Here is a 25199-nt window from a genome sequence, read left to right on the forward strand (position 1 = left end):
CTCTTCATCCACGTCGAGGACGTGAGCTACACCTAGTTCCGGCCAGAGCGCATTTCCTGATCTGTTACGCTCCGTCACCAGATCTTTCAGGAACCCGGCCAGGTTCCGGCCAGAGCGCATTTCCTGATCTGTTACGCTCTGCATCCGCGCAAGCCAATGATTCGAAACGGCTTGCGCGGATGTTGAGCTAGCGTAATTCGCGCCATGGCGGTTCAAAACAACTGGTATTGGTCGGGATTTTTCACCTTCTTGCGACGCTGGCGGCGCTCGAAGCGGACGATGCCCTCGTACTGCTTGTCGGTAAAGTACAGGCAGTAGACCTTGCCACCGGGTGGCAGCACGGCCTGCACACGGCGCGTCCAGGTGTCCGCTTGCTCGCGGCCCTCACAGAAGCGCAGGTAAACCGAATACTGACAGCGCTCGAAACCGAAATCGAGCAGGTCGTGGCGAAAGTCGTTGGCCGCCTTGCGGTTCTCGTCGGTATCCACGGGCAGGTCGAACATCACCAGCATCCACATCAGTCGGTACGCGCAGAGTGGTGGCGCCGGCCGCCGCTCAGGTGGCGTCCTCGTCTTCGCGCGTGTCATGCGACTCATCCCACAATGAGGCCAAGACGGTCTTGTCGCTCGGCGGCCATTCGATTGACGCGGCCGGTGACTCGTAAGCTTGAGCAAGGCTGGCGACGAAGCGCTGTGCTACCAGGCCCACCGGGCTGATGCCATGACTGGTGTGCAAACTACGCGCGCCGAGTATGGCCAGCTCACGGCGCTCGGACGAACCAAGCTCCGCATGGCCGGACTCCACCAAGCGCCGCACGCAGGCATCCACCAGTGGCCGGAAGGGCTCCATCAGATCATCGACCAGGCGCATCGCATTGCCCTCGTTGGCGTGGTGCAGCGGGATGCCGGGGTGCAGGCCGGCCGCCATCACCTGTCGTGCCATCAGCGCGCGCAGCACGGTGTAGCCATAGTTGAGCATGGCGTTTGTACCGGGCGCGTCCCGGTCGCGACGAAACGCCTTGCCCATCAACAGACCCCAATACAACCGCGCTGCCTGTCCTTCGATGTTGGAGGGATCACCACTGCGCACCTTGCCTACCAGCCGACGCAACGGCGGTTCCGGCCCGCCGAATAGACCGATCACCGCCGCCTGCATGCCGATTTTGGCTTGCACTACCGCCTTCCATAGGCGTTTGCGTACGGGCTGGCTGGCACGCAGCTGCGCATCCATGCGCGCGGCTTGGCGGTGATGCCCCTCCACCGGCCACAGCAGGCCGGCGGGGCGGTGATTGGCGCCGCACAGCACGAAGGGCGCGCCGCGCTCGGCCAATGCCACCAGCAAGTTGTTGCTGTAGACCAAACCGTGCGCGTTGCCGATCAATGCCGCCACATCGTCGATGGGCGTGCGCCCCACTTCCTCGCCTTTGCAGCTCACGACGAGGAAGCCTCGATCCAGTGACAGGTAGCGCCCGTCGCCGGCGATCTCGACGATGCGGCCGATCACATCAGTCCTTGAAGCCGGGATCGTTGACGTAGCCGAGGATGTCTACTCCAACCGGTCTGGCTTTTACGCTTGCAAGTCTTGATGGCGCCAACTGAGTGAACTTGAATGCATCCGAAGTATTTTTGTTCCGAGCTGCAACATTCGCTTCGCAATGCGAGGCAAGAAGGATCTTTCCATCTGAGAACTGCGCTACCCGCAGAATGTTTGTCCGACCATCAAGTTCAACAGCGAGCACGTCATCCTTGTGCAAGCGCATCACCAGCGGCATGCCGTTTTGCGCATGCGATGGCGACTCGTCGAACGTCCTCTGGTTGGCCTCGAACGAACTGATGACCTCGCCATCCCACCGCCCATCGGGTTTGCGGAAGATCTCGTAGCAGTAGTTGCCATCGCCCTTGACGTAGCGGTAAGGCTGGCCATTGCGGCGGTCCTTGATGGGGATGACCGACAGGCGCTCCTCACAAATGACCCGGCGCACGCCGGTTCGTGCGGCATAGTCTTCGAGGGCGGCCTTGGTTTCCTTCCCCGCGCTCAACGGCGCCAGCAACTGGCGAATTTCCTCGCGCAGGGTTTCACTGGCGATGGACTCGGCATCGGTGGCGCTCTTGATGTTGTCCAACGGACGACGCCGCCCTACCAGCGGGTTGCCGCGCTTGTCTGGTGCACCCCGCAAGCCGTAATTCGTGTCGTTGTGCAGCGCCGCCTGTTTGCCGTGGTCGGGCTTGTGCGACACCACGATGGTGGCGAGGCAGGCGCCCAGTTCTTCACGGTAGCCCGGCCACGGCAACTCAAGCCGTTCCAGCAGGCGGTTCTCGCCATGCTCTTCTGCGCTCGCCGCTGCCGTGGCCATGCGCTGGATGAGGCTTCGGCTGCACAACCCGATCACCGCGGCATCCAATGCATGATGGCGATGGTCGTCGCGGTTCTTGCTGCCATCATCGGAGAGCAATTTGCTCAGTCCGTACTTGCCTCGAATCATGCCGGTGAGCTTGCCGCTGGAAACCCACACGTCGTCCTTGTGGCAAACATAGGTGAGGTATTGCTTGGCCGCCCGACCGAGGTAGGCAGTGTCGGTGAGGTGGCGGGCGAGAAAATCCTGATCGCCGAGAAAGGCTTCCAGTGCACCTTCGCGAAACAGCTTGCGCTTGTGTGCCGGCAGGCGCTCGGCGCGCGCTTCGATCTCGGCCCAGCGTTCCGTGTGGCCCCATGCGTCGAATGGCGTGCGATTACCCTTGTCGCGATTCGCTTGCCGCGTGCAGAGGATCTTGTTGCCGATACCGTCGTGCAGGGTTTGCGAGAATGGCAAGATATGGTCGATCTCGATCTCGTCACTGAACAGCATGGCCTTGCTCAGGCGCTTGCCGCTGTAGGTGCAGTAGCGATCCATGGCGTCGTCCTTGCCAAGTTCATCCCAAAGCTGCAGTTTGAGGCGGTTTTCGCGGCTGTTGCGAGCTCCAAGCTTGGTCAGCTGCGCGGCGTAGCCGTCGTTGCGATCCTGGTTCTCCTTCTGCTTGCTCATGATTTCCCGACGTTTCTCGCCGGAGGCGCCAAACTCGCGGGTCAGCTCAATGACGATCTGACGCGGCGGGCCGTAGCGCTTGATGAGCGCGTTCACCAGCAGCCGCACCTGGTTCAGGCCGATATGCACGGTGGGGTTGGGAATCTTGCCGGAGCGGCGTTCATCCGCGTTCTTTGCCGTGGGTGTCGGCGCGGTGTAGCCCGCCAGTACCTGCCCGTAGTAAGGCAGACGGTCGAAGATTTCTCCCGTGTGGAATTGCGAGTGACTCAGGTAACCGGCGCGCCGCACGGCCTCGTCATAGGTCACCACCTCCCGCTCCAGTTCGGGCACGATGCGCGCGAGCGCTTTCAGGCTCAGGCTGCCGTAGTCGTCGGGCAGGTTGAAGCCGGCGATGTAGCGCGCCTGTGACTCGCTCAAGTGCAGCGGCAACGATTGCAGCGACGCTGCAACGGCTTCGCGTTCTTCCTTGGCGAAAATGCCCTTCAGAATTTCCTCGCTGGCAGGCGAAGGGGCCGGCAGGGCCAGCAGTGCCGCTTCCAGCGTACCGACCTGATCCGCCAGCGCCACCAGCACGGCCAAGGCGTATTGTTGGTCGGGTCCAAGCCGCCACCAAGTCTCACCCAGCGCCGTGTCGGCGGCAAAGCGCGCACCGACCGCGTCACCTTTCAAACCGTTTCGCTTCTCGTCACGACCCAGGTTGAAATCCACCTTGCGCAAGCCAGCGGCCTTGGCGAGGCGCGACCAAGTCACCGGCTTGGGCCCGGCGTCGCTCTCCAGCTCGGCGAGCATGGCGTTGCGCTCGTCCAGCGTGAGCACGCGCTCGTCGATGCCGTCGCGCACGCGCAGATGGTTGAGCTCCTGCAACATGCGGAAGCGCTGCTGCATGGGCGCGCACAGGCGGGCGCGGTACTGCGTGGATTCAAACGGGCAGCGACCCGCTTCGATTGGCTTCAACCGCCGCTGGAACAAGAGAATATCGCGCAGCTCCTCGCGGGCCTCGTCGGTCAGCGTGTCCGGATGGTGTGGCTGCTGCGCCCGCCACAAGGCATCGAATTCCTCCTCCACCATCGCGCGTTGCAGATAGAGCACATAACCGCCATCGCTGCTGCGTCTGGCGCGTACGGGCTCGCGTTCGGCGTGCTGTCTGGCGAGGTACTCACCCACGGTGCGGCAACCCGCTGCCACAACACGCTCCCGCAAGGCGGCTATGGCCTGCTTGACCTTGCCCGATTCTTTGGCGGATTCATCGTCGCGCGCGTCCTTCTTGCTGCTACGAAAGCCGCGCTTGCGCGCCAAGTGATACAGGGCGCGACCCAGCTGGTGCAGTTTCAGCGGCTGATCCAGCCCACGGGCACGCAGTTCGAACGGATCGAGCGCCTGCAATGACTTGCGTGCTGCCACATCGGCAGGCATCAAACCGTATTTCTCCAAGGCCTGCATCAGTTTGCGCCGCCGCTTGAGCACGCGATCACGGCGACGGCGCGCCTGCCTGGCCAGTCGGCGGTCAGCTGCACGCGAAGCAAGTGTCTTGGGATCGCGCCCATCCGAAAAGATGCGCGAGCCCATGCGCATGATCTTGTCTGGCTCGCCCCGCGTATCGAGCCGATAGACGCACCAGCCCAGTGAATTGGCGCCCAAATCCAGCGCCAGCCGATAGTCGATCTTTGCCATGCCGTCCCCCTTGACGTTTCCCTGTGGCACTCGTACTCTCGGCCACACTAGCAGATCAGGAAATGCGCTCTTTCCGCTAACAAGCTGATCAGCCAAAAGCTGAAAGATGCACCAAATCAGACAAGGCCGGGCAACCGGCCTTTGTCGTATCTAACGCCTGGCAGTCTCAGATTCCGCGACATGAAAAAAGGGCCGGGTAAACACCCGGCCCTGTCGTTGCCCTGATCAAACGGCCACGCTCACTTCCACGGCCACGCCTTCAACTCGTACTCCTTCGGCGGCGTGTTGCCGGCGAGGTAGTGCACGAAGTAGTCCCAGCGGCGGCGGGTGACGTAGGGGGTGGCATCGCCGTAGGCGTGGTGCGCGTTGGGGATCATCAGCAGATCGAAGTCCTTGTTCGCCTTGATCAGTGCGTCGACCATCAGCAGGGTGTTGCCCGGCGGTACGTTGTCGTCCAGCGTGCCGTGCACCAGCATCAACCGGCCCTTGAGCCGGGCGGCATGGTTGGGGTTGGCCTGGTCGTCGTAGTTGCTCTTGCCGTCCTTGTCGGTGACCAGTTCGCCCTGGTACTTCTCGGCCCAGTCGTCCTCGTAGTGGCGGTTGTCGTGGTTGCCGCTTTCGGACCAGGCGACCTTGAAGAAATCCGGATAGCGCAGCATCGCGCCGGTGGAGGCGTTGCCGCCGCCGGAGTGGCCCCAGATGCCGACGCGGTCGAGGTCGATCCACGCATAGCGCCGGCCCAGCTCCTTCAGGCCGGCGACCTGGTCGGGCAGCGTGTTGTCGCCCATGTCGTCGTACCAGGTGTCGTGGAACGACTTGGAGCGCCACGGCGTGCCCATGCCGTCGATCGCCACCACGATGAAGCCCAGCTCGGCCATCGCCTGGTGGTCGGCGCGCGCGGAAGAGAAGTTGCGCCCGCGCACCGAACCGGTCTGCGGACCGGGATAGATGTAGTCGATGATCGGGTACTTCTTCGACGGATCGAAGTGCGACGGCTTGAACATCATGCCGTACAGCTCGGTCTTGCCGTCGCGCGCCTTGACCGTGATCGGCACCGGCGGCACCCAGCCGGCGGCCTTCAGCCGCGTGATCTCGGCGCGGGCGACGGTGGCAAGCGTGCGGCCGTCGTCGGCAGCGCGCAGCATGGTGACGGGCGGCGTGGTCGGCGTCGAATGGACGTCCACGAAGGCCTTGCCGTCCGGCGACATGGTGATCTCGTGGTTGGCCGCTTCCGGCGTCAGCAGCACCGGCTTGCCGCCGTCCAGGCCGACCTTGAAGAACTGCTGGTAGTACGGGTTCACGCCGCTCGTGCGGCCGACGCCGCGGAACCACACGGTGCGCGTCTTCGCATCGACCTTGAGCACCTCGGTGACGTTGCCCGTGCCGGTGGTGATCGCGTGCTTGAGCTTGCCGGTGTCGAGGTCGTAGAGATACAGGTTGCCCCAGTCGTTGCGCTCGCTGAACCAGATCGCCTCGTGCGTGGCCGGCAGGTAGCGCCAGTTGACCGCGCCGTTGCCGCTTTCGTAATACGTGGGCGAGGTTTCCTCGAACACCGTGCGCACCTTGCCGGTGGCCGCGTCGGCGATGCGGAACCAGGCGTGCTTGTGGTAGCGCGAGGTGGAGACGAAGGCCAGCGTCTTGCCGTCCGGCGCCCACTTCACGTCATCCCAGCCGCCGTCCGGACCGCAGCTGACGTCGTCGCACAGGGTGGAGCGATGCTGGTCCGGCGGCATCTGCAGGCGCACGACCTGGTGCGTGGGCACGTCGATGATCACCCGCTCGATCAGCGTCACGTCCTTGTCGCCGACCAGCGGGTACTTCCATTTCTGCAGCTCGGGATGGCCGACCTTGGTCTTGATCAGGTACATCTCGCCGGTCTTGCGCTGGTCCTGCTGGAAGGTGGCGATGCGCGTCGAATCGGGCGACCACTCCACGATCGCCTTGTCGGTGTGCTTCCAGCCGGCGTTGTCGGTGGCGTAGCCGAAGTTCTCCACACCATCGGTGGTGAGCTGCGTTTCCTTGCCGCTGGCGACGTCGCGCAGCCACAGGTTCCAGTCGCGGATGAAGGCCTCGCTCTTGCCGTCCGGCGACCGCGCGCCGGGTTCCTTGCCGGTCTTCACCAGGGTGGCGCGATCGACGCAACTGGCTTCGACGGCGGCGAGGTCGCACACGTAGTGCTTGCTGCGCACGGTGACGTCGATGCGACCGTCGGGCCTGGCCTCGTAACCGGTCACCGGCAATTTCATCGCGTCGACCGGCTTGCCGCCGGCCTTGCCCAGCGCCGCCGCCAGCTTCGCCTGGTCGAACAGCGGCACGGCCTTGCCGCCGGCCGCGTCCATGCGCATGAAGTGGTCGCCGCGCGCGTCGTGATCGACGTACCAGAAGTGGCCGTCGTCCAGCCAATGCACCTTGGTCACCGCGTGGTCGACCAGCGGCGTGGTGTTGTACGCCATGAAGCGTTCGGCGTGGGCGTAGTCCGCGGCGGTCAGGACGCGCCCTTGGGCGGCGACCGTTCCCGACAGCAGGCCCAGTACCAGGGCGGCGCCGAGGCGTGCCTTGCCGAATGTCGTGTGCATGGGTGCTCCTCTGTTTTGCTGGCAAGCGAAGTTCATGATCGTAACCCGAGCGGGGCAGCCGCAGAATCTCCGCCCGCCTCAGTCCCGCGATGGCGGGGGTTCGCCGCCCTGCGTCGCGTCGGCAGTCGGCTTTGCCGCATCGGCGGGCGCCTCGGCTGCCGGCTGCCACACGAAGGTCGCCACGCTTTCCGCCGGCATGGTGTAGCGGAAACCGAGCTCGCCTTGCTGCACGGAGACTTCGTGCGGCGTGGTCTTGCCGTTGATCAGTACCAGCACGATCGAGCCGGCGTCGGGGTTGCGGAAGGCGACATTCTTGATGTCGTCGCCGGTGTCGGTGGACCAGATGCGCACGGCGCCGGGGCGGATGAAGCGGCTGTAGTGGGCGAACGCGTAGTACTCGTCGTTGCGGCTCACCGCGCCGGTGCGCGAGTCGATGGTGACGATGCCCTTGCAGGTGTCGCAGCCGCCGAAATGCGGGCCGTGGTTCTCGTCCAGCGCCAGGTTCCAGTACACCACGCCGCGCGCCCAGTTGCGCAGGCCGCCGAGCAGCAGGTCGCGCGCGAACCAGAGCAGTTCGCCGTGTTTGCTGGATTCCCAGTCGCCGCCGGAACACTCGGTGATGTAGGCGTCCTTGCGCGGAAAGGCACGATGCACCTCGGTCTGCGCGCCGGGCACGCCGCGGTAGCAATGCCAGGCGATGCCGTCGACATAGCGGGCCGCCTCGGCGTCGTACAGCACGTCCAGCGGCTGTCGCGGCTCGTCCCAGTTGTGGTCCCAGCCGAGGATGCGCGTGGCGGGCCGGCGCGAGGTCAGCGCCGGGCCGAGGTACTGCGCGATGATGCGCGCGCGCTGTTCGGCGGAGAGCAGCATGCCGGGGTAGGTCAGCGGCACGAAGCCGGGCTCGTTCTGCAGGGTCAGCGCGAAGATCGGGATGCCGTAGCTGCGGTAGGTGTCGACGTACTTCACCAGGTATTGCGCATAGGCCGCCTCGTACTCTTCGAGCAGGCTGCCGCCGATCAGGTTGGCGCTGGTCTTCATCCACGCCGGCGCGCTCCACGGCGAGGCGATGATGCGCAGCTGCGGGTCGACGGCCAGCACCTCCTGCATGGTGGGGATGAGGTAAGGCAGGTTCTCGGCGACGTTGAAGTGCTGCAGGTCGGGGTCGACCTCGCCGGTGGGCATGTCGTCCAGCGTGTACGGCTGCAGCGAAAAATCCGAGGCGCCGATGGTCAGCCGGACCATGTTGAAGTCGAGCCCCGGCGGCGGGCCGAACAGTTCGAGCAGCAGCGCGTGCCGCGCCGGCGCGCTCAGCTTGTTCTGCAGCAGCCAGGCCGAGGCATCCGTTACCGCCGCGCCGAAACCGACGACGGTCTGGTAGGTCCGGCTGGTGTCGATGACCACGTCGGCGGGCGAGGATCCCGCCTCGCCGCCCGGCACGTCGAGCTGGCGGGCCAGGCGCAGGCGGCGGTCCTGGGTGCTCAGCCACAGCTGGATCCCCGGGCCGCTCGGCTGCAGCACCGACGCGACCACGGCGACGAACAGCGACGGCTGGCGCTGCGCCAGCCGCAGCGCCAGCAGGGCCAGCACCGAGATCAGCACGAACGACGCGATGGCGAGCCAGCGCGGGATACCGCGCGCCTCATCCATGCGGCATGCCGGCCGGACCGGCGGCTTCGCGCATCGCGGATGGAGCGTGCCTCATCACGGTGCGCCCGGCTTGGCGCAGGTGTGGACGCTCGACCAGGTGGGCAGCGTTTTCACCTCGTGCGCCGCCGCGTAGCGCAGCCCGTAGCCGGGAGCGAACAGCCAGGCCTGGTCGTGGCCGGCGCTCTGGTACGGACAGGGCACGCCAGGCCAGGGCATCGACAGCGTGCCGTGGAAATCGTGCGGCCCCGCGCCATCGGCGCGGGCAAACAGCACGTCCGCCACGCCGCCGCCTTCGGTGCCCGGCAGCCACGCCGCCACGAACGCATCGGAGAGATCGAGCAGGTCGTTGACGAACAGCGGACGTCCGGACACGAACACCGTCACCACCGGCTTGTGCGCCTTGGCCACCGCCTGCAGCACCGCGAGGTCTTCCGGGTAGCGATCGCTGTGGCGCAGCGTGGCCGGCAACTTGATGTCGCCCTTCATCTCCGCGTACGGCGTTTCCCCGATCACCGCCACGATGGCGCCGAAGGGTGCGAGGTCGATGCCGGCGGCGGTCTGGCTGTAGCTGACGTTCGCCGCGCCGTCGGCGGCGCGGAGGCCGGCCAGGATCGTCTCGCCGTGAGGGAAGTCGGCATTGCCGTTGTCGGTGCCCTGCCAGGTCAGCGACCAGCCGCCGGTCTGGTTCGGCAGGCTGTCGGCGCTCTTGCCGACCACCAGGATCTTCGCGCCCGCCTTCAGCGGCAGCGTGCCGTGGTTGTTCTTCAGCAGCACCAGCGATTCGCGCACGGCGCGGCGCGCCAGCTCGCGGTGCTGCAGGGCGGCGGCGTCGCCGGCGCCTTCGCGCTGCGAGGGCCGCTGGTCGAACAAGCCCATGCGCAGCTTGGCGCGCACGATCCGGCTCACCGCGTCGTCGATGCGGCTCATCGGGATCTGGCCGTCTTCAACCTGTCGGGTGGTGTTGGCGATGAAGGCCTGCCAGTCGTCGGGCACCATCACCATGTCGATGCCGGCGTTGATCGCCTGCGGGCAACTGGCGTTGCTGCAGCCGGGCAGCTGGCCGATCGCGTTCCAGTCGGACACCACGAAACCGTCGAAGCCCATCTTCTCCTTCAACGCGCCGGTGAGCAGGGCGCGGGCGCCGGACATCTTGCCGTAGTCGACGCCGTCGGCCACGTCGTCCCAGCTGTTGTAGGAGGCCATCACGCTCAGCACGCCGGTGCGCAACGCGCCGACGTAGCCGGCGCCGTGCACGTTGATCATGTCCTGCCGGCTGACCCGGGCCTGGCCTTCGTCGACGCCGTTCCAGGTGGCGCCATCGCCGATGAAGTGCTTGGCGGTGGCCATCACGTGGTGGTCGTCGAAGTTGCCCTGCAGTCCGGTGACGTAGGCGCGTGCGTACTCGCGCACCAGCGGCGCCTCGCTGGAAAAGCTCTCGTAGGTGCGGCCCCAGCGCACGTTCTGCGCCACCGCGAGCGTGGGCGCGAAGGCCCAGTCGATGCCGGTGGCGCGCACCGAGCGCGCGGTGGCCTCGCCGATGGCCTCGATCAATGCCGGGTCATGCGCCGCACCCAGGCCGATGTTGTGCGGGAACAGGGTGGCGCCGAACACGTTGTTGTCGCCGTGCACCGCGTCGGTGCCCCAGATCACCGGGATCTTCACCTTCGCGTCGGTGGTCATCGAGGCGTCGCGGTAACGCTCGGCCAGGTCGAGCCAGTCGCCGATGCCGGCGTGCTTGTTCTTCTGCGGCCAGGAGCCGCCGCCGTTGAGCACCGAACCGATGTAGTACTGCTTCACCTGCGCCGGGGTGATCGACTTGATCTCCGCCTGGGTCATCTGGCCGATCTTCTGCGCCAGGCTCATGCCGGCGACGATCGTGCGCACGCGCTGCTCCAGCACGGGGTCGGCGGGCCGCTCGCCGTGGATCGCGGGCCAGTCGGCCAGGCGGCCGGGCACCGGGGTGTCGGCGGCATGGGCAGCACCAGCGAACGTCGCCAGCAGGGCGAGCGTCGGGAGCCACGGGAATCGGATGCCAGGCATGGAACGCCTCCTCGGAATGCGGCAAAGCTGCATCAGCGTACCGCCAATGCGGCCGGGCCGATGCGGACGCGGTTCACGGGCGTGCCACGTCGGGTGGTTGCGTGCGGGCGTCGGACAACCCTCAGCGCAGGGTCGCAGTCAGCTCCACCAGCCAGTCGACGAACACGCGCAGCCGCGCGGGCATCTGCCGCTGCTGCGGGTAGAGCACGGTCATCGGCAGCGAGGGCGGCGGACAGGCGGGCAGCAGCTCGCGCAGGCGGCCGCTCTTCAATGCCGCGGCGACGCGGTAGCGCGGAATCTGCGCGATGCCCAGGCCCGCCTCGCAACAGCCGTAATAGGCCTCGGCGCTGCTGACGCTGACGCAGCCCGGCAGCGTCACCTCGCGGCGCCTGCGACCCACCATGAACTCCAGCGGTTCGGCACGGCGGGTGGTGGGCGAGATCCAGTTCACCGCGACATGGCCATCCTGCAATGCCGCCAGCGAGTCGGGCATCGGGTGACGGCGCAGGTAGGCGGCGCTGGCCACGGTGGCCAGCTCGAAACGGCCCACGCGGCGACCGACCATGTCCGAGTCGGCCAGTTCGCCCACCCGCAGCACGCAGTCCACGCCTTCGCCCACCAGGTCGACGAAGCGGTCGCCGGTGCCGATGTCCAGGCCGATCTGCGGGTAGCGGGCGAAGAACTCGCGCAGCGCGGGGATCACCAGCAGGCTGGCCAGCGAGGCCGGCAGGTCCACGCGCAGGCGCCCCCGCGGCTGCACCCGCGCCTCGCGGAAATCCGCCTCCACCTCGTCCACGTCGGCGAGCAGGCGCAGGCAGTGGCCGTAATAGGTTTCGCCGTCGCGGGTGGCCCGCACGCGGCGGGTGGTCCGCTGCAGCAGCTGCGCGCCGAGCCGCGATTCCAGGCGCTTGATCGCATGGGTGGCGGTGGCGCGGGGCAGGCCGAGATCGTCCGCCGCGGCGGTGAAGCTGCCCAGCTCGACGATCCGCGTGTACAACCGCATGGCCTTCAGCCGGTCCATTGCATTGTTGTCGCTGATTGGATGGTGATGGTCATTATTGAGTATTTATCGGTTGCCCGCCATGGCGCACCATGCGTCCACCCTCACCCACCGGAGCAACCCGCATGCAGACCCGCACCCTCGGTCATGGCCCCCGTGTTTCCGCCCTCGGCCTCGGCTGCATGGGCATGAGCGCGTTCTACGGCGCGCACGACGACGCCGAATCGATCGCCACCATCCACCACGCGCTGGAGCGCGGCCTCAACCTGCTCGACACCGCCGACATGTACGGCCCGCACACCAACGAGGTACTGGTCGGCAAGGCCATCAAGGGGCGTCGGGAGCAGGCCTTCGTGGCAACCAAGTTCGGCATCGTGCTCGACCCGAGCGACCCGGCGGTACGCGGCGTCAACGGCCGCCCGGAGTACGTGCATGCCGCCTGCGACGCCAGCCTGAAGCGGCTCGGCATCGACACCATCGATCTGTATTACCAGCATCGCGTCGACCCGAACGTGCCGATCGAGGAGACCGTCGGCGCGATGGCCGAGCTGGTGGCTGCCGGCAAGGTGCGCTACCTGGGCCTGAGCGAGGCCTCCGGCGCCACGCTGGAGCGCGCCTGCAAGGTGCATCCGATTGCCGCGCTGCAGAGCGAGTTCTCGCTGTGGACGCGCGACCCGCAGACCAACGGCATGCTCGCCGCGTGCCGCAAGCTGGGGGTGAGCCTGGTCGCCTATTCGCCGCTGGGGCGCGGCTTTCTTACCGGCGCGATCCGCTCGCCGGACGACTTCGACGCCGACGACTACCGCCGCAGCAGCCCGCGCTTCATCGGCGACAACTTCGCGCGCAACCTGCAGTTGGTCGAGCAGGTGAAAGCCATCGCCGCCGACAAGGGCTGCTCGCCCGCGCAACTGGCGCTGGCCTGGGTGCTGGCACAGGGCGAGGACGTGCTGGCCATCCCCGGCACGCGCAAGCGCAGCCGGCTGGATGAGAACCTCGGCGCGCTCGACGTGCAGCTCGGCGCCGCGGAGCTGAAGGCGATCGACGCCGTGTTTCCGCCCGACGCGGTCAGCGGCACGCGCTACGTCGAGGAAGGCATGCGCATGGTCAACGCGTAGCCTCGCAAGACCCCGTAGGAGCCCGCTCGCGGGCGATGCTCTTGAAGCCGGGATCGCAAAAGCAAAAGCATCGCCCGCGAGCGGGCTCCTACGAGAGGTGGCGGGGTAAACTCGGCGGGATGAGCACCCCCGAACATTCCCCGCTGGGCAAGGACACCGTCTATGCCGACCGCTACGACCCCAGCCTGCTGTTTCCGATCCCGCGCGCCGACAAGCGCGCGGAGATCGGCGTGGCGGAAGCGCTGCCGTTCCACGGCGTGGACATCTGGAACGCCTACGAATTGTCGTGGCTGGACCCGCGCGGCAAGCCGCAGGTGGCGCTGGCCGAGTTCCGCGTGCCGGCGGCATCGCCGTACATCATCGAATCGAAATCGTTCAAGTTGTACTTGAACGGCTTCGCGCAGGAATCCATCGCCGACATCGACGCGCTCGCCGAAACGCTGCGCCATGACCTGTCCGCCGCGGCCGGTGCCGTGGTCGGCGTGGAGCTGTCGCCGCTGCGCGCCGCGGCCTTGCCGGTGGTGGAGCTGGATGGCGAGCTGCTCGACGAGCAGGACATCGCCGTCGACAGCTACGGACCGCCGGACGCGGACTTCCTGCAGGCCGACACCACGGCGACCGCGGTGGAGGAAACGCTGGTCTCGCACCTGCTGCGCTCGAACTGCCCGGTGACCGGCCAGCCCGACTGGGGCAGCGTGCAGATCGCCTACCGCGGCGCGCCGATCGATCACGCCGGCCTGCTGCGCTATCTGGTCTCGTTCCGCACCCACAACGAATTCCACGAGCAATGCGTGGAGCGCATCTTCGTCGACCTCACCCGCCGCTGCGCGCCGCTGCAGCTGCGCGTCCATGCGCGCTACACGCGCCGCGGCGGGCTCGACATCAATCCGTTCCGCAGCAGCACGCCGGCCACGCCGGGCAACCCGCGCACGGTACGCCAGTAGTCGCGCCGGCAACCGTCACCGTCGCGTGAAAAGTTCGGGCAGGCGCGCGCGGCCGCTAATCGGCGCTTCATTTGCGCGGCGCTAGCCTCGGCAAGGTGAGTCATGCCGACCATCCACCCGTGGAGTTCCGATGAAACGACCAACCGTCACGACGGCCCTGTGGCAAGCGGCTGCCCTGGCCAGCCTGCTGCTGCTCGCCGCTTGCGGCAAGCACGATGAATCCGCCCCGGCCCCGCCGCCCGCCGGCAGCGTCGCACCCGCGGCCTCGGTGATGCCGACGCCCGCCCCGGCGCACACGGCCGCCGCCGCGCCGGCCGGCAGCAGCGCCATTGCCCCCGCCACCACGGTAGCCACCGCCGCCGCCATCGCACCGGCCCCGCTGGCTTTCTCCAAACTGACCGTGGGCGATGCGATCGACAAGAGTCACCAGGTCACCCATGCCGCCGATCACTTCGACGCCGACGCCCACACGCTCTACGCCAGCGTGGCCACCGTAGGCAGCAGCACCGACGCCACCATCGACGCCACCTGGCGCTACCTCGAAGGCCGCGGCCAACTGGTCAGCAAGATCAGCCAGTCGATCGCCACCGATGGCCCGGCGATCACCACCTTCCAGGTGCACAACCCGGATCTGTGGCCGGAAGGCAAGTACACGGTGGACATCACCGTCGACGGCAAGCCCGCCGCCAGCCAGGATTTCCGCATCGGCAAGAGCTGATCGGAAAGGACTCCCCAGGTCAGGTTCGCCCCATGACCAATGGTGCAGGCGCGGCCCGATGGCCGCGTCTACACTGGGCGCCGGCCTTTCGCCCGGGGAATCCACATGCGCCTGCGCTACCTGTTGTGGCTGCTTTGCTGCCTGCTGCTGGCACCGTTGTCCACGCTGGCCGCCGGGGCGGTGGCCTTGTCGCAACCCTCGGTCTCGCCGGACGGCAGCCAGATCGCCTTCGTCGCCAACGGCGGCATCTGGAGCGTGTCCAGCCAGGGCGGCACCGCGCACCTGCTGGTGGCCGATGACGGCGGCAACGATTCGCGCCCCCTGTATTCGCCGGACGGCCGGCAACTGGCATTCCAGTCCGACGGCAGCGGCGAAGCCAACGGCATCTATCTGCTCGATCTGACCAGCGGCGTGGTGCGCCGGCTGACCTGGGCCGACGGCGGCAACCAGCTCGATGCGTGGTCACGCGACGGCCAGTGGATCTATTTCAGTTCCGCGCGCGACAACGTCGGCGGCATGCCCGGCGTCTACCGCGTGCACGCCAGCGGCGGCACGCCGATGCCGGTGTCGCTGGAACGCTATCGCAACGAGTCGATGGCCGCGCCCTCGCCCGACGGCGCCTCGCTGGCCGTGGTCGGCGGCGGCATGGGCGACTGGCAATGGTGGCGCCACGGCCGCAGCCACATCGACGAAGGCGCGGTATGGCTGCTGCGCGACGACGGCGGCCACCAGTATCGCCGACTGACCGCGGACGACGCGCGCGCGCAATGGCCGATGTGGGCGCCGGACGGCGCCACGCTCTATTACATGAGCGACCGCAGCGGCGCGGAGAACATCTGGCGGGTGCCGCTGGCCGGCGGCAGCGAATCGGCGCTGACCGGCTTCACCGACGGCCGCGTGCTGTGGCCGAGCATCGCGGCGAACGGCAAGCTGCTGGCGTTCGAGCGCGACTTCGGCATCTGGACGCTGGACCCGGCCAGCGGCCACGCCGTACCGCTGACGATCACCCTGACCGGCGCGATCCGCGGCCCGCAACCGGAACACGAGAACCTCGGCCACGGCTACAGCCAGATCGCGCTGTCGCCGGACGGCAAGAAGCTGGCCTTGATCGCGCACGGCGAGGTGTTCGCCACCGACGCCGCCAAGGGCGGCCACGCGCGCCGCCTTACCCGCACCGCGGCCGAGGAATACGACCTGACCTGGGCGCCGGACAGCCGCCGGCTGGTCTACGGCTCCAGCCGCGACGGCCACGGCCAGCTCTACCTGTACGACTTCGCCAGCGGCAAGGAAACCGCGCTCACCTCCACCGCCGGCAGCGACACTGCCCCGCGCTTCTCGCCCGACGGCAAGCAGTTGGCGTTCCTGCGCAACGACCGCGAGCTGTGCGTGCTGGACATCGCCAGCGGCAAGCTGCGCAGCGTGGTGAAGGCGCGCATCGACCTGCCGCGCCCGCTCGACTCCGCCGCGCCGTTCGCGTGGTCGCCGGACGGGCGCTGGCTCGCCTACCTCGACTTCGGTCCGCGCATGTTCCGCAACGTGCACGCGGTGGCGCTGGCCGACGGCAAGCAGGTGATGCTGAGCTCGCTGGCCAACACCGACGCGGACAACGTGTCGTGGAGCGCCGACGGGCGCAGCGTGCTGTTCACCACCGGCCAGCGCACCGAGGAGGGCCAGGTCGCGCAGATCGACCTGCTGCCGCGCACGCCGGTGTTCCGCGAGGACCGTTTCCAGGATCTGTTCAAGGCCAAGTCCGGTGACGACAAGCCCAAGGGCCAGGACAGCGACCACGCCGACGACAAGCCGCCGGTGAAGCCCGTGCGCATCGACGCCGACGGCATCCGCGAGCGGCTGAGCCTGCTGCCGGTGGGCCTGGACGTCGGCGCCGTGCAGATCAGCCCGGACGGCAAATCCCTGCTGCTCACCGCCGAAGTCGCCGGCACCACGAACCTCTACAGCTGGTCGCTTGATCCGCTGGCGAAGGAGCCGCCGGTGGCCCGCCAGCTCACGCATACGCCGGGCGACAAGCAGGACGCGCAGTTCAGCGCGGACGGCAAGCAGGTGTTCTACCTCGACGCCGGCAAGATCCAGTCGTTCAAGCTCGACGACAAGGGCGAGGCCAAGCCCGAGGCGCTGGCCGTCGACGCCGCGATGGAGGTGGATTTCGACAGCGAGAAGCGGGTGGTGTTCGAGCAGGCCTGGCGCTGGCTGCGCGACACCTTCCACGACCCGGCCATGCACGGCACGGACTGGAACGCGGTGCACACCACCTACGCGCCGCTGGTCGCCAACGCGGCCACGCCCGCCGCGCTGTACCGCCTGCTGAACCTGATGGTGGGCGAACTCGACGCCTCGCATTCCGGCGCGCGCGCGCCGCAGAAGCGCGAGTCGATCACCGGCCGGCTGGGCTTGCTGTTCGACCGCGCGGAATACGAGGCGTACGGCCGCCTTCGCATCGCCAGCGTGCTGCCGCTGTCGCCAGCCGCCGTGGCCGGCGGCATCGAGCCCGGCGATTACCTGCTGGCGATCGACGGCGAACCGCTGGACGCCGCCAGCAACCTGGCCCAACGCCTGGCGCACCGCATCGGCGACAAGGTCAGCCTGCGCATCGCCGCCAACGCCGCGGGCACGCGTGCCCGCGAGGTCGCGGTCAAGCCGATCGACTCCAGGGATCTCTCCGAACTGGTCTACCGCGCGTGGACGGCGGACAACCGCGCCTACGTGGCGAAAGCCAGCGGCGGCCGTCTGGGCTACGTGCACCTGCGCGACATGTCGTATGCGTCGCTGCAGGATTTCTACAAGGACCTGGACGCGCAGAACGCCACCCGCGACGGCGTGGTGATCGACATCCGCAACAACTTCGGCGGCTTCGTCAACGCCTACGCGCTGGACGTGCTCGCGCGCCGGCCCTACCTCAACATGACCTTCCGCGGCTTCGACCAGGCCGAACCGGCGCGCAGCATCCTCGGCCAGCGCGCACTGGAACGCCCCACCGTGCTGATCACCAACCGCATCACCCTCTCCGACGGCGAGGACTTCTCCGAAGGCTACCGCGCGCTCGGCCTGGGCAAGATCGTGGGCGAACCCACCGCCGGCTGGATCATCTACACCTCCGCCGGCAAGCTGATCGACGGCGGCACCGTGCGATTGCCCTTCATCACCATCACCGACAGCCACGGCCAACCCATGGAAGACCACCCCCGCCCGGTCGACATCCCGGTCAGCCGCGCGCTGGGCGAATCGTTCCAGGGCAAGGACAGCGAGCTGGATGCGGCGGTGGGGAGTTTGCTGGGGACGGTGGGTGGGTGCCGATTGAAGCCGCCATTGAAAGCCCCTCTCCCGACAGGAGAGGGTTGGGACAAGCGTTTGGAGAAGCTTGGCATCGACAAGCTTTCCTTGGAGTGAGCGTTAGTTAACGGTATGGCGTTACCGTTAACTCTAGCGGCCGCCTGACGCGGCACGATTTCCTTCAGTCGTTCTTCCGAAGAGTTAGTGCTCGCCAGCCTACCTTGCCCTGCTTGTTCGTTCCCCAGACGGCAAGACACGTCACCTCGTGGGATTCGCTTGGCGTGAATGCATTAGCGAGGACGGGCGGCACGAAGACATCCCCATGCGTGCAACGTATGAACGCGAACGACTGATCCGCGCGACGCGTGAGCGTTCCGGCCATGAACTCGCAGCAGCCCGGAAGTTCCTCGCTTGTGGATTGACGCCAGTCGAGTGCCTTGGGTTCGCCCCGGACATGTCCAATTTCGATCACGGTGCCCAACGGGAGCTGTGCAATTTCCGGGAAATCACGGTATGGCAGTACGAATCCCGTGTCTTTGGCGATCGCAGCATGGCTCAGCGCCTTGGCGGAGTTAATGTTGTCAATGACGCCAAGGGCATACTCAAGTCCCTGTCGACCCAACTCGCGCAACAGGTTCCGCGCGTCAGCATCGACCTTGGGCAAATCTCGGAAACGCTGCTCTCTTTCCGCTTGCTTGTACCAGTCGCTGGCAAGCAAGCGCTGAAGCGAATTAGGCACGCGAACTTCCTCTTTTGCCCGGTACGCTGCAGCCAGCTTTACTTGCTGCGCCGCTTCGTCAAATCGACTCGCCTGGGCAAGTTGGCCTGCCAGCCGGATACGTACTTTGGCAACTTCCTGCTCTTGGCGGGCAAGATGCACTGCCTGAACAAGGCAAGTGAGTGCATCATCCGGCCGAGTCGCCTCAAGAATCTCGGCAAGGAGAGCCCAGGCCCATGATGCTCGCGGTTGGCGGTGCAGTACCGCCATCAACCGCTTGATTGCATCGTCCCATTGGCCTCGGCCAAGGTGCAGGCGACTCTGGTAGTAGTTCAGCCACTGATCGTTCGGCTGGGCGAGCAAGGCCTGCTTCAGAACCTCTTCGCCCCAAGCAATCAACTCCGTATCCGCACGGACGTCTGTCGAGCGCGTGGCAGTCTCCCGGCAAACCGCCCGAGTGAACCGCACCTGCAGGCTGTCGATCGTCTTGCCCTCGCTGTTGACGAATGGCTGCTTGTCCTCCGGCGAGAAGCCTTCGAGCCCCGCCCATCTAGCGAACAGGAGGAAATCACCCCAGTCACGAGATACCTTTCCGACCAGTCGCAGCATTTGCGAGAAGGCGGGATCGCCTCGCAAGGGATCGGCAATATCGGCGAACTCGTGCATGAGTGCTTCGAATTGGCCGGATAGTGCCGCGGCTGGCAACGTTTTGGTTTCGTAACGTTCAACGAGAGCTTTTGCCTTGTCATACAACGGCCACGCATAGGCCCGCAGAAACCAGACATCATCCTTGTTCTGTGAAAATTCGGCACGCGCCATGGCCAAGGCTTCATCGCTGCGCCCTTGCTTGCGCAGCGCAAATATCTCCCTCGAACCCATTACTCGGACTCTCCGGTCTCGGCCATAAGGTTCTGTACCTCTTCGTACAGCCCCTGGCTACTCCCCGGGCCGCCGACCTCCTGCGCCATGGTCCAGGTGGACTTGCCGTTGTAGCTAAAGTCGATCTTGCCCCGGCGAAGGCCATCGGTGACGCCCACACGCAAGCGATACGGCAACGACTCGCATGCATTGCGCCGGATCGCCGAGCCGACCAGAGCCGCATCGAGCTTGACCAGAAACTCGCTGATGAACGGCTCCAACTGGCCGGGTGACCCGCCCCGGCCAAGCGACTGCATCGAGGTGAGCGCATCCTCGGCCAACTCGCGGTCTGACGATGCATTGGGTACGGGGCCCGCTTTGCCAACGCGATATTTGCCGTCGTAGTAGTACTGGACAATTGCCCGCTTGCCGTCACGACTCAGCGTGTAACGCTCCTGATACTGCAGATGCTGCAGCTGATCGACTTCGATGCCCTGTGCCCTCCACACGGAACGCAACTGCTGGTGGATCACCATCAGCGGCGCGATCCCCGCAGAGAACGAAAAGCGATCCCAGTCGGGATCAACTTTGATCTCTTCCAGACCGGGCTGCGCCGGGGCTGAAGACGTCTGGCCGGCCGCAGCCCAAACTATCGCGCTGGTCGCACTGAAGTTGGGCGGGTTAACGACGACCAACGTCTTTCTGGCACGCGTGATGGCGGTATAGGCCCAACGGAAGAAGGTCGCGTTGCGAGTCCCCATCATGGCCGAAAAGTCGACAATGGCCGTGTCCCACTCGCCACCCTGCGCCTTGTGGCAGGTCATCGCGTAGCCGTACTTCACCTGCAACGCGCCGAAATACGGGTCATCCCTGATCGTGGCGCGGAACTCGTCCGATTTGGGGTGCAGATTCGGGTGCCGCTGACGGAAGTGCACCAGCAGCGCGCGGACTTCCACTGGCCCCAGTTCCCGATGGGGCGAGTCGAGCAGGTTTTCCAGAATCCAGCAATCGCGCTGGACAACTTGGCCATCAGCTGCGCGGAAAGCCACGGCCACGTCACGGAAGCGCAGCTCTGGACGAAAGCCCCCCCTGATGGACACGGCGACACGTTCGGCGTTGCCCACGCGCATGACCCGGATCAGGTCGCCATTGCTCAATCTGGTTGCGGGTGAGTTCTTGTTGACCAGCAGCGTGTCTCCCGTCTGCACGACTAGCTCGGCATCGCCCCACCGCCGCTGACGGATGCTGCGGTTGTAGTCGAGTGCCGCCGCATTGGAGTGCACCACGGCGACAGTCGACTCCTTGCTTTTGATCCCGTGTAGGATCAGTTCCAGCGCCCCTGCCATATCGGCTTGTCGAATGTCTTGCTGGTCGGACTGTAGCGAGAATTCGTTGTAGCTCTCCGCCGTTACCGCATCACGCAGTGCCGTGGCACGATCCAGGATGGCGCTACCTTGGGCCTGCCGCATCACCGTCTTGAGTTCAAACGCAGCCACGCGCAAGCCGAACTCCTCCTTCAGGTATTGCTCCGACAGGGCCGGCGAAAAGGTCTCGCCTACCGGCGGGAGCTGTACCGCATCGCCGACAAACAGCAGCTTGGCAAGTTGATCGCCGCCGCGACCGGGGCGCCTGGCCCGGGAGAACGTCACCAGATCCATGAGCAAGCGGCCCGAGCCAAACCGCACAAGGTCGCCTTTGGCCTCCTTGTCGCCAACCATTGAGGATTCGTCGACGACGAACAGCGAGACGCCGGGCTCATCCGACCGTAACGGGAAGATCATGCGCAAGCCGGGATCGTTCGCCGACTCCGCCTCTTCGTTGACCTCAACCTGCTTCAGGCTGTAGATCGCGGAATGAATCGTCCTGCTCTCGTATCCCGTTTCGCCAACGATCGCTCGAACCTTGTTGCCCATGATGCGCGCTGCACGCCCGGTGGGCGCCAACAGCTGGCACGACAGATTCATCTCCGCCAGCGCCCCCACTAGCTTCGCGATCAGCGTGGTCTTGCCGGTGCCGGCGCTGCCGCGGAGGATGAAGGCATTGAGCGCGTCGTCGCGCAGGAAGACTTGGACCGCCTTTAGCGCCTCGATCTGTTCCCTGTTGAGTTCGATTCCCACGTCGCTCCTGTCTGGTTCGTCAGCAGACCACACCTCATCACGTTTTCGCGAACACTTCGCTTCCTTGCCGATACCGCACTACTCATGATCCGGAGAGCGCAGTACCAGAAAAGGCTGTTCTGCCGACTCATACTTCCGCCATTTCGTGCTCCGCTGCTCTTCGTTGAGCAACGTCACGTCGTCGTCGCCGGTGATCCCCTCATCGCCGTCCTCGTGATCGTCGAGGCCAGTTCCGAATGAGGCGCCGCCTTGATCGGTGAGGATGTAGCGGTTGTGCATCTTCGCCTTGGGGTGCAGGAATATCTTCACCACGACACCTGGCTTCAGAACTCGCTGTACGGGGCCATCGAACCAGCTCCGTACGTTGGCCGGCAACTCGCCACCGTCTTCGCGATGGATTTCGATGAGCGCTCCTGTTGACACGATCTCGATCAATTTCTGCAAGCCGCGCCGCCAGCGGGGGCTGCTTGCCCTGAAGTAGGGATCGATAAGTTTGATTACCTTGGCCACCCGCAAGAGAAGTCCTACGCACGCAACGATTTCCTGGGATGTGCGAGGAATCTCGCGTTGCCCCACGGCCTGGAATAGCGGCGACGTGTCTACGTCGTCGGCGGCAAGCACAAATGGCAGGTTAGGATCGGCGACATTTGTGATGATTGCGGCGAACGGCGAGTGCGATTGTTCTGCTATCGCGCGCGCAAGCCATGGTGCATTCGGGTCTCCTGAGGGTCGGCTGCATGAGAAAAGCGCACACTTTGGCATCCCCGCGAGGCGCGCCTCGATCCGGCTAAGCTCCATCTTCCCGTTGTGCAAAGCTAGAGCTGTTTCGTAGACCATGCGTTGCCAAGTCTTGGGAAATCGTGAGAGCACCCTTCCATTCTCGATCCGAAGGGCGTCCAGAAAGTACCGACAGTCCTTGAAAGACTGCGCTGGGACCGCAGGATCGAGCGCAAATTCCTTGATCATCAGAACAACTCCTTGGCCCGCTCGGGAAAAAAGCCGCCCGGCCATTTGCCGACAAACTCACCCTCAGTATCGACAGACAGTTCCATGATGCGTGACAACGTACCTTCCGGTTGCGCATACAGAATTTGCAAATCGTCCGGACGCAGGGGCTGAAAGTCCTTGGGCAGTTCGCCGTTTGTCGTCTCGCGAATCCGTCGCAGCAAACGCAGGATCACGTGCTCGCTGTGGGTCTCAAGGATGAAGGTGTTCTGGCGCTCGCCGAGCGCGGACTCGATGAAGACGTCGGCCAGCTCGGCTTGCAAGGCGGGATGCAGATGGATCTCCGGCTGCTCCATGGCGATCAGATCGTTTTGGGATGCATACGCCAGCGTCAGCACCGGCAACACCTGCGAGACACCGAAGCCCACGTCGCAGAGCGCAACAGGCGTGTTGCGGTTCAGATCCCGTAGACGTAGTTCTTCACGCGTGGCAGCACCGCGCATTTTCAGCACCTGCATGAAGTCCCCGGCCCGCTGGATGGCGGCGTCCATGGGCGCGTCCTCAGCCATCATCTCCTCGTAGGCCTCCTGCTGTCCCTCGGGGGAATCGCGGCGTTCGGCCTCGATGGCTTCGAAGTGGTCCATGGCCTCGGTGAGGATGCGATCGGCATCGTCGGGCGAGTTAGCATGCTGGATGCGCTCAATCCACGGTTCCAGTTGCTTGGCGTAGTCCTCGGCCCGTGCCTGGTCAGTTTCGTACTGCTCCTGCAGCTCGGCGCACACGCGGGCAAAGTCCTTGGTGAGCAACTCGCGGCGCTGCAGCAAGGTCAGCGGACGCTCGTAGAACGCGGCGACCAGGGCATTGTCCAAATCGCTGTTGGCGACATAGCCGTCCACGATCAGCTCGTAGGGTGTCCGCATCCAGTTCTTGCGGCCATCGGGACGGAGTCCTGCCTCAACCTGGGCTACCAAGCGTGATTTGCCCGGATGGCCTCCCAGCCATTGATTCACCCGCTCCCGCACCGCCCCATCGTGGGTCAGCAGTTCCCAGGCAAAGCCACCTCCGGCTGCCCAGTTGGCATCGCGCTGTTCCGGTGCCACGGCATGGCGGGTCGGTCGTTCGCGTACAGGGCCCAGGTAATGGAAGCGCCCCAATTGGGAACACAAGTGGCCTTCCAATCCCGTCACCAGTTCGTCGAGAAGGCCGGGGAGATAGGTTCGCAGCGCACGCGCGATGTCTTCCGTGCGAGTGCCGCGTGCCACCGGCACCAAGAGCTCAGCGCCTGGAGCGCCTTCGACGGGCACATTCCTCAGTTTCACGGTACTTGGCAGCAAGCGCGGACAGAGCACGTCGAGTTCCGGCAACAATCCGGCAACTGCAGCATCCACCCCCGCCCAATCGTCGTCGGTGACCGTCGTCGCCGTCGTGGTCGACTCGACAATAGCCTGGAAGATCGTGCGCCAGACGTGATGCGAGGTAGCCAAGCGGTCCACGCGGAGCAGGCCGGCAGCCTCCTTGGTCTGGCGCCGGCTCATGTGCAGAATTTCCGCGCCATCGGCCAGCAACTCGACGCTGTCCACCCGGGGCGCTGCGCCCGGCTTTGCCCGGTCCTGATCATCGAGTTCCACCCCGATACTGACCGTCACGGCTACCTGCTTCACGCCATCCAGCAATTCGCGCAACCGGTTGCCCAAGCCAGCGACCGTCAGTTCGGCTCCCCAACTGACGCGCCGGCTTGGATCGCGGCGATGCACAAATTGTCGAAAGCCGCCCAGTTCGATGGAGTCGCCGCCAATTTCGGTGGCATGCACGTCCAGCCGCTGGCGGCCGTGCATGTCGCGGCCCAATTGCGCCTGGTGGGCGAATGCGAGGCTCTGGATCAGGCTGGACTTGCCCGCACTGTTGGGGCCGAAGATCAGGGTGATGGGTTTCAGGGGGATGCGCTGGGTGTCGGCGAAGGCCTTGAAATTGCCGATGCGTAGCGCGGTGAGGCTGCGTTGGGTCACGGAGTGGGTTCCTTCAGGCGGTCGCGCCAGTAACCGGGCCGGCGATGCAGGTGGGCGATGGCCAGCACCAGCAGGTCGTGCCCTGCTTGTGTGTAGATGACACCGTACGGAAAACGCGCCAGGCGGCAACGACGGGTGTGGTTGCTCAGCGGATGCCATGCGCCGGGATGATGCTGGATCAGTTCGAACGCACGCAGCACTTCGACCAGGAACGCGTCGCCCAAGCCCGGCGCCTGCGCCGCATACCAGGCGACGGCGTCATCGAGTTCCTGCTGCGCGGCTTCGAGCAGCGCGAGCGTCATGCGCGTCCGTACTTGCGCAGTACCTCGGCCAGCGGGATCGCGCGGATTTCGCCACGGCGCCATGCGGCCAGACGGTCTTCGGCTTCGGTAGCCCACAGGCGGTCGATCTCGTGGCTGGTTTCGTCGAGGCTGCCCAGGATGTCATCGACCAGCGCCAGCCGTTCGGCGGGCGGCAGCGCGCGAGCACGCTCGGAAAGGGTTTTGACGGTTTCGGTCATGGCGTCACCTCGCTGAT

Annotated in this window: 17 protein-coding genes; 4 read left to right on the forward strand and 13 right to left on the reverse strand. The window is 65.8% G+C overall.

Going from position 1 to position 25199, the window contains the following annotated elements; all coding sequences use genetic code 11:
- Positions 1-212: 212 nt before the first annotated feature.
- From cas2 to B1991_RS01790, 7 genes are all read right to left on the reverse strand, one after another.
- The gene (cas2, locus tag B1991_RS01760) at positions 213-596 is read right to left on the reverse strand and encodes a CRISPR-associated endonuclease Cas2 (RefSeq protein WP_342773757.1); all 384 of its coding nucleotides are present in this window, start codon (positions 594-596) and stop codon (positions 213-215) included.
- Positions 556-1503 carry a type II CRISPR-associated endonuclease Cas1 gene (gene cas1, locus B1991_RS01765; RefSeq protein ID WP_136256993.1) on the reverse strand — a complete coding sequence of 316 codons (948 nt, stop codon included), beginning with the start codon at positions 1501-1503 and terminating at the stop codon, positions 556-558. Before cas1 ends, cas2 begins: the two co-directional genes overlap by 41 nt.
- Before the next feature lies 1 nt (position 1504).
- Positions 1505-4693 (reverse strand): type II CRISPR RNA-guided endonuclease Cas9, encoded by a 3189-nt coding sequence (cas9, locus tag B1991_RS01770; RefSeq protein ID WP_136256994.1) that lies wholly within the window; start codon positions 4691-4693, stop codon positions 1505-1507.
- Between the two features lie 239 nt (positions 4694-4932).
- A complete protein-coding gene (locus B1991_RS01775; RefSeq protein ID WP_136256995.1) occupies positions 4933-7269 on the reverse strand; it encodes a S9 family peptidase in 2337 nt (778 codons plus the stop codon).
- A 78-nt stretch (positions 7270-7347) separates the two neighbouring features.
- The gene (locus tag B1991_RS01780; RefSeq protein WP_136256996.1) at positions 7348-8916 is read right to left on the reverse strand and encodes a glycoside hydrolase family 30 protein; all 1569 of its coding nucleotides are present in this window, start codon (positions 8914-8916) and stop codon (positions 7348-7350) included.
- A 54-nt stretch (positions 8917-8970) separates the two neighbouring features.
- Positions 8971-10956: a glycoside hydrolase family 3 protein gene (locus B1991_RS01785; protein ID WP_136256997.1), complete on the reverse strand. Its 1986-nt coding sequence runs from the start codon at positions 10954-10956 to the stop codon at positions 8971-8973.
- Positions 10957-11077: 121 nt separating this feature from the next.
- Positions 11078-11977 carry a LysR family transcriptional regulator gene (locus tag B1991_RS01790; RefSeq protein WP_136256998.1) on the reverse strand — a complete coding sequence of 300 codons (900 nt, stop codon included), beginning with the start codon at positions 11975-11977 and terminating at the stop codon, positions 11078-11080.
- 104 nt (positions 11978-12081) lie between these two features.
- Between B1991_RS01790 and B1991_RS01795 the strand changes: the two genes are divergently transcribed.
- The 4 genes from B1991_RS01795 to B1991_RS01810 all read left to right on the forward strand — a co-directional run bounded on the left by B1991_RS01795 (position 12082) and on the right by B1991_RS01810 (position 18135).
- Positions 12082-13071, forward strand: a complete 990-nt coding sequence (locus B1991_RS01795) for an aldo/keto reductase (RefSeq protein WP_136256999.1) — start codon at positions 12082-12084, stop codon at positions 13069-13071.
- 119 nt (positions 13072-13190) lie between these two features.
- The gene (gene queF, locus B1991_RS01800; protein ID WP_136257000.1) at positions 13191-14015 is read left to right on the forward strand and encodes an NADPH-dependent 7-cyano-7-deazaguanine reductase QueF; all 825 of its coding nucleotides are present in this window, start codon (positions 13191-13193) and stop codon (positions 14013-14015) included.
- 130 nt (positions 14016-14145) lie between these two features.
- Entirely contained in the window at positions 14146-14733 is a 588-nt protein-coding gene (locus tag B1991_RS01805) for a hypothetical protein (protein WP_136257001.1), read from the forward strand.
- Positions 14734-14838: 105 nt separating this feature from the next.
- Positions 14839-18135, forward strand: a complete 3297-nt coding sequence (locus B1991_RS01810) for a S41 family peptidase (RefSeq protein ID WP_136257002.1) — start codon at positions 14839-14841, stop codon at positions 18133-18135.
- A gap of 64 nt (positions 18136-18199) precedes the next feature.
- Here B1991_RS01810 and B1991_RS01815 read toward each other — a convergent pair whose 3' ends face one another.
- From B1991_RS01815 to B1991_RS01840, 6 genes are all read right to left on the reverse strand, one after another.
- Entirely contained in the window at positions 18200-19615 is a 1416-nt protein-coding gene (locus B1991_RS01815; protein ID WP_136257003.1) for a DUF7017 domain-containing protein, read from the reverse strand.
- Positions 19615-21711: an ATP-dependent DNA helicase gene (locus B1991_RS01820; protein WP_136257004.1), complete on the reverse strand. Its 2097-nt coding sequence runs from the start codon at positions 21709-21711 to the stop codon at positions 19615-19617. Before B1991_RS01820 ends, B1991_RS01815 begins: the two co-directional genes overlap by 1 nt.
- 78 nt (positions 21712-21789) lie before the next feature.
- Positions 21790-22677 (reverse strand): hypothetical protein, encoded by an 888-nt coding sequence (locus B1991_RS01825; protein WP_136257005.1) that lies wholly within the window; start codon positions 22675-22677, stop codon positions 21790-21792.
- Positions 22677-24662 carry an AAA family ATPase gene (locus tag B1991_RS01830; protein ID WP_136257006.1) on the reverse strand — a complete coding sequence of 662 codons (1986 nt, stop codon included), beginning with the start codon at positions 24660-24662 and terminating at the stop codon, positions 22677-22679. Before B1991_RS01830 ends, B1991_RS01825 begins: the two co-directional genes overlap by 1 nt.
- On the reverse strand, positions 24659-24964 hold the full coding sequence (locus tag B1991_RS01835) for a type II toxin-antitoxin system RelE/ParE family toxin (RefSeq protein WP_136257007.1): 306 nt from the start codon (positions 24962-24964) through the stop codon (positions 24659-24661). Before B1991_RS01835 ends, B1991_RS01830 begins: the two co-directional genes overlap by 4 nt.
- The gene (locus B1991_RS01840) at positions 24961-25182 is read right to left on the reverse strand and encodes an addiction module protein (protein WP_136257008.1); all 222 of its coding nucleotides are present in this window, start codon (positions 25180-25182) and stop codon (positions 24961-24963) included. The genes B1991_RS01835 and B1991_RS01840 overlap by 4 nt, the downstream gene beginning before the upstream one ends.
- Positions 25183-25199 lie beyond the last annotated feature (17 nt).

This window comes from Rhodanobacter lindaniclasticus (assembly GCF_004799035.1).
In the GTDB taxonomy this organism is placed as follows: domain Bacteria; phylum Pseudomonadota; class Gammaproteobacteria; order Xanthomonadales; family Rhodanobacteraceae; genus Rhodanobacter; species Rhodanobacter lindaniclasticus.